Source organism: Alcanivorax sp. DG881 (assembly GCF_000155615.1).
GTDB lineage: Bacteria > Pseudomonadota > Gammaproteobacteria > Pseudomonadales > Alcanivoracaceae > Alcanivorax.
In genome coordinates, this window is the sequence record NZ_DS989915.1 from 3500036 (window position 1) to 3511856 (window position 11821).

Sequence of the window (11821 nt, forward strand, 5' to 3'; positions counted from 1 at the left end):
AAAGCACCGTCTACGCGCCCATTTTAGTCATTGCAGGGCGAGTCATTGACCGCGATTCAGCGGTTCTTTGATGTTGTGGTATTATGCCCGCCTTATTTTTCGTATTAACTTTCCAAGTTGTTGATATCAGGGGGAAACCCCGGGCGGTAAGGCAATGACTGCAGAGGCACAGGCACGGGTCCAGGCACACTTGGCCAAGGTGGAGCCGGACGACACGCTCAGCGATGAGCAGCGTGCATCCTATCGTGACCGGATCAAGGCGCTGTTGCGTCAGCGCGATGCGGTGCTGGTGGCGCACTACTACACAGATCCCGAGATCCAGTCGCTGGCGGAAGAGACCGGTGGCTGTGTTTCCGACTCCCTGGAAATGGCCCGTTTCGGTAAAGACCATCCCGCGTCCACGCTGATTGTGGCCGGGGTCAAGTTCATGGGAGAGACCGCCAAGATCCTCAGCCCGGAAAAGCGTGTTTTCATGCCGACACTGGAAGCCACCTGTTCGCTGGATATCGGTTGCCCGGAAGACGAATTCTCCGCCTTCTGTGACCAGCACCCGGACCGTACGGTGGTGGTTTACGCCAATACGTCTGCTGCAGTGAAAGCCCGCGCTGACTGGGTTGTCACCTCCTCCATTGCTGTGGAGCTGATCGAACACCTGGACAGCAACGGTGAAAAAATCCTGTGGGCGCCGGACAAGCACCTGGGTGGCTATGTGCGCGACAAGTCTGGCGCCGACGTGCTGTGCTGGGACGGCGCGTGCATCGTGCACGAAGAGTTCAAGGCCAAAGGCTTGCACGACTTGAAAGCGGCGTACCCGGATGCGGCCATTCTGGTGCACCCGGAATCTCCCGCGTCAGTGGTGGCCATGGCGGATGTGGTGGGTTCCACGTCGCAGCTGATCAAGGCCGCCTGCGAAATGGATAACGACGCCTTTATTGTTGCTACAGACAAAGGCATTTTCTACAAGATGCAGCAATTGGCGCCGGGAAAAACCTTCCTTGAAGCGCCGACTGCAGGGTCTGGCGCCACCTGCCGCAGTTGCGCCCACTGCCCGTGGATGGCCATGAATGGCCTGCAGAACATGCTGGCGGTGCTGGAAGATGAAAACGGCATGGGCCAAGAGATTTTTGTGGACGAGGACCTGGCAGAGAAAGCCATGGTGCCGCTAAACCGCATGCTTGATTTCGGTCAATCCCTGAAAGGGTAGAATAACCCGGGCCTGACCAGGTGATCTGCGTAACAGGTTGCTGGGTCAGGCGGTTACGGGGTGCGAGTGGCGACAGGCGAAAGCCCGGCGGATTCTCGTGCCTTGTTCTTCATTCCAGCGCTTCATTCCCGCTCTTAATCAAAATTCCTCTTCGGATAACCGCTTCATTTCCCGTAAACGCCCGTTTAGTTTGCTGTACAGGGCAAAGTCATTTTCTGCATCGCGCAGGGCATAACGCATTTGTTGCTGGGCCTTGGGGTCGTTGCCGCGCAGAAACTGGCTTTCGGCGCGGGCATGCAGGGCGCGCACGGTATCGCCACTGTTGCCGTAGGCATCCGCGGCCAGGTCCCAGATGTGCGGATCATTGGCGTGCTCATGGACAAGCGGTTTGAGTAGCGGCAGGGCCTTTTCCGGCTGCTTGCTGCGCAGATAAGCCTTGCTCTGCAGGATGGACGCCGCGTAGTTGTCCGGAGAAATGCGTTGTACCCACTCGGTTTCCTGAATGGTGAGTGGGTAGTTACCTTCATCCAGCGCCACCTCTGCCAGTCCCAGACGGAACCAGAGTTCGTCGGGATACTGGTCGGCCAGTCCCTGCATCAACTCCCGGGCCTGATCGTAATGGTTGGCTCGCAGGTAGCTCAGGGCCAGGCCATAGCGCGCCGCTTTCAGACCCAGGGCACTGCGCTCGTTGCTGTAGCGTTTGAAGTATTCAATGGCCTGATCATCAGAGGTGATGAAGCCTGCCTTGAGCCGCGCCTGGGCCAGCAGAAAGCCGGTGGATACCGACAGCCGTGCCGGGGGCAGGGTGCGAGCCCGTGCCCGGCTGTCGGCAATACGGCTTTCGGTCACCGGGTGAGTGAGCAGGAACTCCGGTGGATCGCCGGAGAAACGCTGGCTATCGTGCATGCGTTCGAAAAAACGTGGCATGGCGCCCGGGTCCATGCCGGAGGCCGCCAGGGTCTGCATGCCCACGCGGTCGGCTTCCCGTTCATTCTGGCGCGAGTAGGCCAGTTGGGCCTGAATGGCACCAGCCTGGGTGGCGGCAATGCCGGCCATGCCCGCTTCCCCGTCACCGGCAATGGCCACGGCCAGGCTGGCCAGCATGGCGGCCAGCACGGCGGTGTTCATTTTTTTCGAATCCAGATAGCGGCGGGCAAAGTGCCGCTGGCTCACGTGGGCAATTTCGTGGGCAACCACCCCGGCCACTTCGTCTTCGCTGTCCGCATTCAGAAATAGGCCGGCGTTGAGCCCGATGACGCCGCCGGGCACCGCGAAGGCGTTAATCTGGCGGCTGTTGATGACCACGATATCCAGGTTCGGCTCTTTCAGGTCGCTGTAGGACGCCAGGCGATAGACCAGGCTTTCCACGTACTCCTGCACCATGGGATCGGACATGATGGAGGTCTGTCCGCGCAGGCCGCGCAGCCAGGCCCGACCCAGGCGGTATTCCTGATCGGCAGACATCAGTGCGGCAGTGGGGTCCCCGAGTACCGGCAGGTTGTCATCGGCGGCGGACGGGCTGGCCAGCCAGCAGCAGCCGAACAGCAAAAAAGTACGTAAAAACAGCGTCAACAAGTTGTGGCTCCGTCCAGCGACGAGTAACGGGTCATGAAATTCCGGGTATCACTATGCGGGCACTGATTCAATGCCCGGCTTGTGACTATAATGCCGTCAGGGCGGCGATGAATGAAGCGATTACAATGACTGAAAACCCTGTATCCGAACAAATGGTTGATCTCCATGTGGATGCCTCCACGTTACAATGCCCACTGCCGTTATTGAAAACCCGGCAGGCGTTACGGCAACTCCGCGCCGGGCAAGTACTGGAAGTGATCGCCACGGACACCGGCTCAGCCAGTGATATCCCTGCCTATCTGAGACAATCCTGTCATGAGCTAGTTCGCATGCAGGAAAGCAAAGGCCGCTACTGTTTTGTTATCCGCTGCGGCACACAGGAGCCTTGATGCTACGCATATTGAGAAACTGGGCCGATAACTACTTCTCGGATGAAGAAGCGGTGTATCTGGTTGTCCTGCTATTGGTCATTGGTCTGACCATCGCGTTCTTCGGCGGCATGCTGGCTCCGGTGTTCACGGCCATGGTGGTCGCTTACCTGATGCAGGGGCTGGTGGGGGCGCTGGAGCGCCGGGGTGTGAAACGCATGCTGGCGGTGGGGCTGGTGTTCACGCTGTTTATGGGGCTGTTGATTGCCACGTTGGTCGTGTTGTTGCCCATGGTCTGGCGGCAGCTGGTGCTGCTGGTTCAGGACCAGTTGCCCCATGTGCTCAAGAACGGGGAAATCTGGTTGCGGGGGTTGCCGGCGCATTACCCGGAAATCATTTCCATGGAACAGGTGAATTCCATTGTTGCGGTGATTCAGCGGGAAGTGGCGGAAGCCGGGCAAGGGGTGCTGACCCTGTCGCTGGCGTCGATCCCGAACCTGGTGGAAATCATGGTGTTCCTGGTGCTGGTGCCGTTGCTGGTGTTCTTCTTCCTGAAGGACCGGGAAACCCTGGTGAACTGGATGCTGGGTTTTCTGCCCCGCAAGCGGCGGATCCTCTCCCATGTATGGCAGGAAATGGATGGCCAGATTGCCAACTATGTGCGGGGCAAAGCCATTGAGATTCTGTTGGTGGGCGGGGCGACCTTTATTGCCTTTGTGCTGCTGGACATGAATTACGCGGTGCTGTTGGCGGTGCTGGTGGGGTTGTCGGTGGTGGTGCCGTATATTGGTGCCACTGTGGTGACCTTGCCGGTGGCCGCGGTGGCCTATGTGCAGTTTGGCTGGGGCGGCGATTTCGCCCTGGTGATGATCGTGTACGGCATTATCCAGTTCATTGACGGCAATATTCTGGTGCCGCTGCTGTTTTCCGAGGCGGTGAACCTGCACCCGGTGGCGATTATTACCGCGATTCTGCTGTTCGGTGGGCTGTGGGGGCTGTGGGGAGTGTTCTTCGCCATCCCGCTGGCCACGCTGATCAAGGCGGTGATCAACGCCTGGCCCCGGCAGGCGGATTATTCTCCCGGGAAGCTGGAGGCGCAGCCAGAGGCCTGATAAACGCCTGACGCCTGACGCCGGAAGACGAAAAACACCACGCTTGCGTCACTGCATGGCGCCAGGCGTTGGGCATCAGGCGTTAGGTGTAATCCCCAGCGCATCCAGTTCTGCCAGCAGATCCTCGTGATGGGACTTGGTCTTGAATTTGTCCATCACCTTCAGCAACTTGCCATCCTTGCCGACGATAAACGTGGTGCGGATGAGCCCCATGAATTCCTTGCCCATGAACTTTTTCATGCCCCAGCATCCGTATTTCTCGGCGGTGGCGTGATCTTCGTCGGATAGCAAGGTGAAGTTCAGGTCATGCTTGTCGATAAACTTGGGCAGGCGAGCAACCGCATCCGGGCTGATGCCGAACACAACCACGCCGCGCGTTTCCAGCTCGGCCTTGGTATCGCGAATGCCGCAGGCCTGGGTGGTACAGCCTGGGGTGAGGGCCTTGGGGTAGAAAAAAATCACCACCGGGTTCTTGTCCCTGAAGGATCGCAATTCAATCAGGTTGCCGTCCTGATCCGGCAGTTTGAAGTTGGGGGCCAGATTGCCAATCTTGGGGTGTGCCATGTCTGCGTCTGTTTCCCTTGTTTTGGTTGATGTCTTTTGCTTGCTGCGTGAAGCGTGCTGCGGATTTTAACGCTTCGGTGTCATGGTGGCGTCCAGGTTGCGCGCTTCACAGAAATCCAGGAACGCATCGCGTAACTGGGCCACGGAGTGCTCCGCGCTCATGCTCAGGACCAGCTGCAGGCTGAACATGCGGGTACCGGTGTGGGGCGCAGCGTAGGTGCCGGTATGTAAATCATCAATATTGATATTGCGCGCGGAAAAGAAATTGGCGATTTCATGGACGATGCCGGGGTTGTCCATGGCGACGACCTCTACCTCATAGGGCAGGGCGGCAGGGCGAGCATCCGGGGCGCGGGTGCGCTTGAGCGTGATCAGCAGGTCCAGTTGTTCGGATAGTTGCTGCTGCCCGGCTTCCAGGTTGTCCAGGGTGGTTGCGCTGCCGGCGACCAGCATCAGCACGGCAAATTCGCCGCCCAGCACCGTCATGCGCGAATCCATGATGCTGCCATCGTATTCCAGCACGGCCTTGGACAGGGCCTGCACTATGCCGGGCCGGTCCGTGCCCAGGGCAGAAATGACAATCAACTGGTCCATGGCTGCTCTCCATCAGTGGTGGCCATTTGTTTATGGCCCTGCAATACCGGGGAATAGACATCGGCATGCCGGGCTGCATTCGCCCTCTGCAGGGGCGTGTGTGGCCAATCAGTCTACCCAGTTCATCCAGTACTGAACACTTGCCGGTGTGGGTGGTCTTAACCCTGGGCCCTCAAGGCGTTGCCGTTTTTCGCTTCCTCTTGCTTTTGCAGGGGGAAACGGGGGACTCGCGTCTTGTCCGCCTTGGGGGCGAGGTTTACCATAGCGCCCTTCAGTCGACGATAGCGCCTGCTGGCAGGAAGCGTCGCGGTTAATTGGCGCACAGCGTTTGCGCACAACAGGAGACAGGCATGATTCGCGGCAGCATAGTGGCCTTGGTGACCCCCATGCGTGCAGATGGGTCCGTGGACTGGGAGCGTTTGCGCTCGCTGGTTAACTGGCATGTAGAGCAGGGCACCCACGCCATCGTGGCTGTGGGCACCACGGGTGAATCCGCCACGCTGGGCTTTGAAGAGCATGACAGTGTGATCCGTGAAGTGGTGGCACTGGCCAAGGGGCGCATTCCGGTGATTGCCGGTACCGGCGCCAACAATACCGAAGAGGCCATTCGCCTGACCCGCGACGCGAAACGGGATGGTGCGGATGCTTGTCTGCTGGTGACCCCTTACTACAACAAGCCCCCCCAGGAAGGCCTGTATCAGCATTTTCTGGCGGTAGCCCGTGCCGTGGATATCCCACAAATCCTGTATAACGTGCCCGGCCGGACGTCCTGCGACCTGTTGCCGGAGACCGTGGAGCGCTTGAGCAAGGTGCCTAACATTGTGGGCATCAAGGAAGCCACCGGGAATCTGGAGCGTGCCCGCGAAATCCGTGAGCGTTGCGGTGATGACTTCATGCTTTACTCCGGTGACGACGCCACTGCCCTGGACTTTATCCTGGCTGGCGGCCATGGCGATATTTCTGTGACTGCCAACGTGGCTCCGGCGAAAATGGCTGCCATGTGTGAGGCGGCCCTGGCCGGGGATGCAGATAAAGCCCGTGCGCTGAATGCGGAACTTGAACCCCTGCACCGTGATCTGTTTATTGAAGCGAATCCGATCCCGGTAAAATGGGCACTGTTTGAAATGGGGCTGATTGACGCAGGTATCCGGCTGCCGCTGGTATCGCTGTCAGAAGCGGCCCAGCCGCGGTTGCGTGAAACCATGCGCCAGTGCGGCCTGCTGGAGGTTAAATGAAGAAAGCGGCGTTGCTTGCACCACTTATGCTCGCCCTGATGGTTGCCAGCTGTAGCTGGTTGCCGGATAGCAGTCTGGAATATCGCAAAGCAGCGGTGACCGATCCGATCAAGGTGCCGGAAGGTGGCGTTTTTATTGGTGAGCAGCCGCTGTATGCGGTGCCTCGCCAGGATGAACGGCTGACCGCCCCCCGTGAGGATGAAGACCGTTTTCAGCCACCTCGCCCGCCGCAACTGGTGGTGTTGGGTAATGCCCCGGACAAAGAGAACGACGAACCTGCGCCGGAGGGGGAGTCCGCCAAGGCGTTGCTGGGCCGTGATGGTAACGGCTACCCGATTATCATGATGTCCACCCGCTATGCCTGGGCGTGGGAATACGTGGGGGATGCCCTGAAGCAGACCGACTTGAAGGTGAGTGACCGCGATCGCGAAGTGGGTATCTTCTATCTCAAGGTGCCCAACCGTTATGAACTCGGGGCCCGTGAAGCACAGCTGAAACTGAGCCACACCACCAACGGTATCCAGGTGGCAGTGCTTAACGAGAAAGGCACCGCGCTGGTGGAGAAAACCCCGGGGCTGGCCATTCTCGAGCGAATTTACGACGAGCTCGATTAATGCAGCTGGCGTCACTGGGCAGTGGCAGTAAAGGTAATGCCACGCTGGTGTTGGCTGACGATACCCTGGTCCTGATTGATTGCGGCTTCACGGTGAAAGAAACCGAGGCGCGGCTGGGGAGGCTGGGGCTGGCAACGGATCAGCTCAGTGCGATTCTGGTTACCCATGAACATGGTGATCATATTCGCAGCGCCGGGGCGCTGGCCCGCAAGGTGGGCTGTCCGGTGTATAGCTCCTTTGGCACCGCCAGTGCCGTGCACGACAAGCGCGCGACGCTGAAAGGTGCCGACTGGCAGGAAGTTCGCCCCGGCCGGGCGTTTAGCCTGGGCGCCATGGAAATTCTGCCGGTGCTGGTGCCCCACGATGCCCGCGAACCTTGTCAGTACCGTTTTTCCTGGCAGCAGCGCACCGTGGGGGTGCTGACGGACCTGGGGGCAATTACTCCCCACGTGGTGGATGCTTACCGGGAATGTGATGCGCTGGTACTGGAATGCAATCACGACCCGCAGTTGCTGGCGTCGGGGCCGTATCCATCATCGTTGAAACGGCGCGTGGGTGGTATGTTGGGGCATCTGAGCAATGATCAGGCGGCGGCGTTGCTGCGCCAGGCCAATGTGGACCGCCTGCAACATCTGGTGCTTTCGCACCTGAGCGAACAGAACAACACGTCCCGGCACGCACTGGATGCGGTCGAACGGGTGATTACCCAGGGGCGTGAGCGAATTGGCGTTGCCAGCCAGACGGAAGGGTTTGACTGGCTGCAAGTACATTAATACTGACCTGAGTAATAGGCCTTTCCATGGAAAAACGCGACGAGTTGTATGCCGGCAAAGCCAAGTCTGTGTACACCACCGATGACGCGGACAAGCTGATCATGCTGTTTCGTGACGACACCTCCGCCTTCGACGGCAAGAAAAAGGAGGCGTTGGCACGCAAGGGAGCGGTGAACAATCAGTTCAACGCAGCCATCATGGAAAAGCTGAAGGCGGCGGGCATTCCCTGCCACTTCGAGAAAACCCTGTCCGCCACGGAATCCCTGGTCAAGAAGATGGACATGATCCCGGTAGAGTGTGTGGTGCGTAACATCGCCGCCGGCTCCATTTGTCGTCGTCTGGGGGTGGAAGAAGGGCTGGAGCTGAACCCGCCTACCTTTGAATTCTTCCTCAAGGATGATGACCTGGGGGATCCCATGGTCAATGATTTCCATATTCAGAGCTTTGGCTGGGCCACCGATGAACAGGTGGCGCAGATGAAAGTGCTTACCTTCCAGGTGAACGATGTGCTCAAGCAGCTGTTTCTGGACGGTGAAATGCTGCTGGTGGATTACAAGCTGGAATTTGGCGTGTTTAATGGTGAAGTGCTGCTGGGCGATGAATTCAGCCCGGACGGTTGTCGCCTGTGGGACAAGAACACCCGCGAAAAACTGGACAAGGACCGTTTCCGCCAGGGGTTGGGCGGCGTGGTAGAAGCCTACGAAGAAGTGGGCAAGCGTCTGGGGATGACGTTCGAGTACTGATCAACGACACGAGCCTGCCGGGCCGACCGGTGCCGGCAGGCTCCCAATAATAAGTAGAAAAAAAGGAGAAGGTATGAAATCCGTAATGCGTCTGGCCGTTATTGGCCTGTTGGCCGCGGTTCTCAGTGGCTGTTTCCTCACCAAGCTGGCGACTACGCCCATGCGCTTAGTGGGGGCGGCCGGTTCCGTGGTCGGGGCGGTGCTGTCGATTATTCCGGTGGCGGGTAATGCCGCTGATGAAGCGCTGGAAAAGGTCGACGGGGCCATTGATGGGACCGCGGACAGTATCGATAAAATCCCGCTCTGATCCACGCTGAATTTTCCCCGGCCGGCGTTTGCGCCGGCTACGGGTGACGCCCTGGCGCTTGTAATCGGCCAGGGGGTTGTGAAAAATACAGGCTCTTATTGCCGGGGCTTGCCCGATATAACAACAATAAACTGGAGTTTGCCATGCGTCGCTGGCTGCTTTCCTTCCTTGCGTTGCTGCCTCTGTCGGCGGCGGCGGACGATGCCCTGATCGGTATCGGCTATCTCAATGGTCTGGTCGGGCTTAACCTCGAATGGGCTACCGAAAAGAACAGTTTCTACGGCATGCCTGCCTATTATGTGGATTCCAGTGGCCTGGATACGGAAGAGTTCCGCTGGGTAGCGGGCTGGCGCCGCAAGATGGAACGCGGACTCATGTCAGAGAAGGGCTTCTACACGGGCCTGATGGCGGGCGATCTGGGCGGCGAGCGCCACTATGAGCGGCTGGGCGCTGGCGTTGAACTGGGCCACCAGTGGGTGAAACCGTACTCGCGCTGGACCGTGAGCGCGGCGGTGGGCGTGCTGGAAGCGCTGGAGTGCGGCGAGTACCGTGGCGTCAGGGCTTGCGATAGCGAGGAAGAGCGGGATCGGCATGATCTGGATATCGAACCGGTGGTCGTGCTGGGGGTGAGTTTCAGTCTGCGCCGCTGATTGCTGCTGAGCCCGAAATCACCGTTTTATGGAAAAGCCGCTTATTGAGCGGCTTTTCTCGTTCTGATCACTTCGCTTGCCTGCCGCGCCGGGTAAAACTGTAAGCCCGATTTTTCGTTAATCAGCCACGCCTTTCTCTTGCTTTTTCCCCTTATGCCCTGTTGGCGGGCAACAGTTTTGCACAGCGAACACGCTGATTTCACCCGATGCGTGAACGTTGGAGGCTAAGCTATTGATTTGCAGTGCGTATTTGTAAGTTGCTGATTTTAAACGGTTTAATATTGTGGCCATTTTTTCATCATTCTAATGACATGGCAGGCACGACAGGCGGTGGCGGCAGTTCCTGACAGTCTATGCACAGAGTTATCCACAGAAGTTGTGAGTAACTTTTTTGCGGCGCCCTAGGGTTCCGGCGGGGGCTGTTTTATCGTTTGAGCATGGGCAAGGGACGCCAGGGCTGGCTGAGCAGTTGCTGGCCGCTGAGCTTCAGCAGTAGCGGATGAAAGCCCGCATTGGGGAAGCCCCGTTTGATCAAGCGGATCCGCGCCATGGGAATGCCGAAACGCAGTAGCCCCAGGCTCACATCAACCCAGTCAGCCCGGCGGAACACTTCGGTGAGGTCCAGATGGTTGCGGCTGAAGCGGCTGACTTTGTGGTGGTTCATGATCATGGTGCGCACATCCTGGCTCCAATCTTCCAGGCCTTCTTCCTGAAGGTAGTGTTCAGCGAGCCGGGCGGAGGGTTGTAAATAGTCAAAGGTGCCAGCCAGCCAGATGCCGGCATCATGGAAAAAGGCGGCGACTTGCAGCTTGCCGAGCTCTTCGTCATTGACGGGACGTTGCGCCATGACCAGGTTTACCAGCCGATAAACATGGTTGCGGTATGCCGTCTGTTGTTTGCCAAAACGCTCTGCGTATTGGTCGAACAGTTGCTCGACTCTGGGTAACTGGGTGATCAATTCCTTGTTCATGCAGCTCCGCCCGGTATTGGGTGTGGTCACAGTTCTTATTGTGGGTGAATCCGTGCTGTGGCTTGGTCAGTATGGCACTGATGCATTTGATACTGGCGGGGGATGGTTGGCAAATCCAGCACTTGGTGGTGGCTTTCTTGTGTACTATAGTCGGACAAGCCTAATTGGATTGTTCAACAAGTACCGGGGGTTCGGTGAGCTTCAAAGCGAAGGAAAGCCTCTCTGAGCAAATTGCCCAGCATCTCGCTCAGCAAATCATCCATGGCGACATGTTGGCCGGTGATCGCATTCAGGAGCTGCGTGTTGCAGGGGAACTGGATGTCAGCCGGGGATCTGTGCGTGAGGCGCTACTGATTTTACAGCGCCGCCAGCTGATCGACATTTTGCCGCGCCGGGGTGCGGTGGTGAAAGAAATGTCCGAAGCCCATGTGCGCAGCCTGTATGAAGTCATGCAGGTGTTGCTGGGGCTGGTGATTCGCAAGGCCATTAAGGTGGTGCGCGAAGAAGACCTGGATTCGTTCATTGAGCTGGTTCACGGGTTGCAAGTGGCGGCGGAGGAGCGCGACCACGACGCTTTCTTTACCCTCAGCTTTCGCTTTCTGGAACATGTCTATCCGTTCGCCCGCAATGTCTTCGTGGAAGATGTGCTGATCAATATGCAGCCGGCCATGCAGCGGGCTTACTTTATGGCCCTGCATCTGGAGCCGGATGAAATCAAGGAGTGCCTGTCGTTCTTCAAGGCGCTGGTGGAAACCATTTTCCGCCGTGATGTGCGTTCGGCCCTGGAAATTATCCGCGAGTTTGCCGAGCACCAGTCGGATCTGGTGGAAGAGTCCATCACCCGCGCACGTCAGATTGAAACCGCCTGGGGCTCGCGCCGCCGCAAGTAAAGCGGCGTTGGGGTAATGGCATTTGAGGGATGACCATCAATCTGCAACGAGGGTCTTGCCCTGACGGATCAAGCTGCATAGAATTGCCACCCTCTTTAGGCACGTAGCTCAGTTGGTTAGAGCACCACCTTGACATGGTGGGGGTCGGTGGTTCGAATCCACTCGTGCCTACCAGATACAAACGAAAAGGGCTTGTCGCAGCGGTGCGGCAGGCCCTTTTTC

General features: G+C 58.3%; 14 protein-coding genes and 1 tRNA gene. 11 read left to right on the plus strand and 4 right to left on the minus strand.

Features of this window, described 5'->3' with window-relative positions; all coding sequences use genetic code 11:
- The first annotated feature begins 154 nt into the window (after positions 1-154).
- Positions 155-1204, plus strand: coding sequence for a quinolinate synthase NadA (nadA, locus tag ADG881_RS15790; RefSeq protein ID WP_007149878.1), 1050 nt, complete (start codon positions 155-157; stop codon positions 1202-1204).
- A gap of 138 nt (positions 1205-1342) precedes the next feature.
- Here the strand turns inward: nadA and ADG881_RS15795 are convergent, their stop codons facing one another.
- A complete protein-coding gene (locus tag ADG881_RS15795) occupies positions 1343-2779 on the minus strand; it encodes a M48 family metalloprotease (protein WP_230457748.1) in 1437 nt (478 codons plus the stop codon).
- Between the two features lie 107 nt (positions 2780-2886).
- Here ADG881_RS15795 and ADG881_RS15800 point away from each other — a divergent pair, with 107 nt between their 5' ends.
- Both ADG881_RS15800 and ADG881_RS15805 read left to right on the plus strand, forming a co-directional pair.
- On the plus strand, positions 2887-3168 hold the full coding sequence (locus ADG881_RS15800; protein ID WP_007150804.1) for a sulfurtransferase TusA family protein: 282 nt from the start codon (positions 2887-2889) through the stop codon (positions 3166-3168).
- Entirely contained in the window at positions 3168-4259 is a 1092-nt protein-coding gene (locus tag ADG881_RS15805) for an AI-2E family transporter (RefSeq protein WP_007148403.1), read from the plus strand. Before ADG881_RS15800 ends, ADG881_RS15805 begins: the two co-directional genes overlap by 1 nt.
- A 75-nt stretch (positions 4260-4334) precedes the next feature.
- On the opposite strand, the gene bcp is transcribed toward ADG881_RS15805, so the two are convergent.
- Positions 4335-4823 carry a thioredoxin-dependent thiol peroxidase gene (bcp, locus tag ADG881_RS15810; protein WP_007148353.1) on the minus strand — a complete coding sequence of 163 codons (489 nt, stop codon included), beginning with the start codon at positions 4821-4823 and terminating at the stop codon, positions 4335-4337.
- Positions 4824-4889: 66 nt separating this feature from the next.
- Positions 4890-5417 carry a glycine cleavage system protein R gene (locus ADG881_RS15815; protein ID WP_007150867.1) on the minus strand — a complete coding sequence of 176 codons (528 nt, stop codon included), beginning with the start codon at positions 5415-5417 and terminating at the stop codon, positions 4890-4892.
- A gap of 350 nt (positions 5418-5767) precedes the next feature.
- On the opposite strand from ADG881_RS15815, the gene dapA reads away from it, so the two are divergent.
- The 6 genes from dapA (at position 5768) to ADG881_RS15845 (ending at position 9739) form a co-directional block, all read left to right on the plus strand.
- Positions 5768-6652, plus strand: a complete 885-nt coding sequence (gene dapA / locus ADG881_RS15820; protein ID WP_039926965.1) for a 4-hydroxy-tetrahydrodipicolinate synthase — start codon at positions 5768-5770, stop codon at positions 6650-6652.
- Complete coding sequence (gene bamC, locus ADG881_RS15825) at positions 6649-7266, plus strand: outer membrane protein assembly factor BamC (RefSeq protein WP_007149399.1); 618 nt, start codon at positions 6649-6651, stop codon at positions 7264-7266. The genes dapA and bamC overlap by 4 nt, the downstream gene beginning before the upstream one ends.
- Positions 7266-8039 (plus strand): MBL fold metallo-hydrolase, encoded by a 774-nt coding sequence (locus ADG881_RS15830; protein WP_007149632.1) that lies wholly within the window; start codon positions 7266-7268, stop codon positions 8037-8039. Before bamC ends, ADG881_RS15830 begins: the two co-directional genes overlap by 1 nt.
- A 26-nt stretch (positions 8040-8065) precedes the next feature.
- Entirely contained in the window at positions 8066-8782 is a 717-nt protein-coding gene (purC, locus tag ADG881_RS15835; protein WP_007149062.1) for a phosphoribosylaminoimidazolesuccinocarboxamide synthase, read from the plus strand.
- A 73-nt stretch (positions 8783-8855) separates the two neighbouring features.
- Entirely contained in the window at positions 8856-9089 is a 234-nt protein-coding gene (locus tag ADG881_RS15840; RefSeq protein WP_007149847.1) for a DUF6726 family protein, read from the plus strand.
- Between the two features lie 143 nt (positions 9090-9232).
- Entirely contained in the window at positions 9233-9739 is a 507-nt protein-coding gene (locus ADG881_RS15845) for a hypothetical protein (protein WP_050760178.1), read from the plus strand.
- Between the two features lie 424 nt (positions 9740-10163).
- Here the strand turns inward: ADG881_RS15845 and ADG881_RS15850 are convergent, their stop codons facing one another.
- Positions 10164-10709 carry a hypothetical protein gene (locus tag ADG881_RS15850; RefSeq protein WP_007151412.1) on the minus strand — a complete coding sequence of 182 codons (546 nt, stop codon included), beginning with the start codon at positions 10707-10709 and terminating at the stop codon, positions 10164-10166.
- A gap of 194 nt (positions 10710-10903) precedes the next feature.
- Here ADG881_RS15850 and ADG881_RS15855 point away from each other — a divergent pair, with 194 nt between their 5' ends.
- Both ADG881_RS15855 and ADG881_RS15860 read left to right on the plus strand, forming a co-directional pair.
- On the plus strand, positions 10904-11599 hold the full coding sequence (locus tag ADG881_RS15855; protein ID WP_007149940.1) for a GntR family transcriptional regulator: 696 nt from the start codon (positions 10904-10906) through the stop codon (positions 11597-11599).
- A gap of 97 nt (positions 11600-11696) precedes the next feature.
- A tRNA-Val gene (locus tag ADG881_RS15860) sits at positions 11697-11773 on the plus strand.
- The last annotated feature ends 48 nt before the right edge of the window (positions 11774-11821 follow it).

Bases quoted from the DNA above. Each gene is read 5' to 3' on its own strand.
- nadA (WP_007149878.1), top strand. From the start codon at position 155: ATGACTGCAGAGGCACAGGCACGGGTCCAGGCACACTTGGCCAAGGTG.
- ADG881_RS15800 (WP_007150804.1), top strand. From the start codon at position 2,887: ATGAATGAAGCGATTACAATGACTGAAAACCCTGTATCCGAACAAATG.
- ADG881_RS15805 (WP_007148403.1), top strand. From the start codon at position 3,168: ATGCTACGCATATTGAGAAACTGGGCCGATAACTACTTCTCGGATGAA.
- bcp (WP_007148353.1), bottom strand. From the start codon at position 4,823: ATGGCACACCCCAAGATTGGCAATCTGGCCCCCAACTTCAAACTGCCG.
- ADG881_RS15815 (WP_007150867.1), bottom strand. From the start codon at position 5,417: ATGGACCAGTTGATTGTCATTTCTGCCCTGGGCACGGACCGGCCCGGC.
- dapA (WP_039926965.1), top strand. From the start codon at position 5,768: ATGATTCGCGGCAGCATAGTGGCCTTGGTGACCCCCATGCGTGCAGAT.
- bamC (WP_007149399.1), top strand. From the start codon at position 6,649: ATGAAGAAAGCGGCGTTGCTTGCACCACTTATGCTCGCCCTGATGGTT.
- ADG881_RS15830 (WP_007149632.1), top strand. From the start codon at position 7,266: ATGCAGCTGGCGTCACTGGGCAGTGGCAGTAAAGGTAATGCCACGCTG.
- purC (WP_007149062.1), top strand. From the start codon at position 8,066: ATGGAAAAACGCGACGAGTTGTATGCCGGCAAAGCCAAGTCTGTGTAC.
- ADG881_RS15840 (WP_007149847.1), top strand. From the start codon at position 8,856: ATGAAATCCGTAATGCGTCTGGCCGTTATTGGCCTGTTGGCCGCGGTT.
- ADG881_RS15845 (WP_050760178.1), top strand. From the start codon at position 9,233: ATGCGTCGCTGGCTGCTTTCCTTCCTTGCGTTGCTGCCTCTGTCGGCG.
- ADG881_RS15850 (WP_007151412.1), bottom strand. From the start codon at position 10,709: ATGAACAAGGAATTGATCACCCAGTTACCCAGAGTCGAGCAACTGTTC.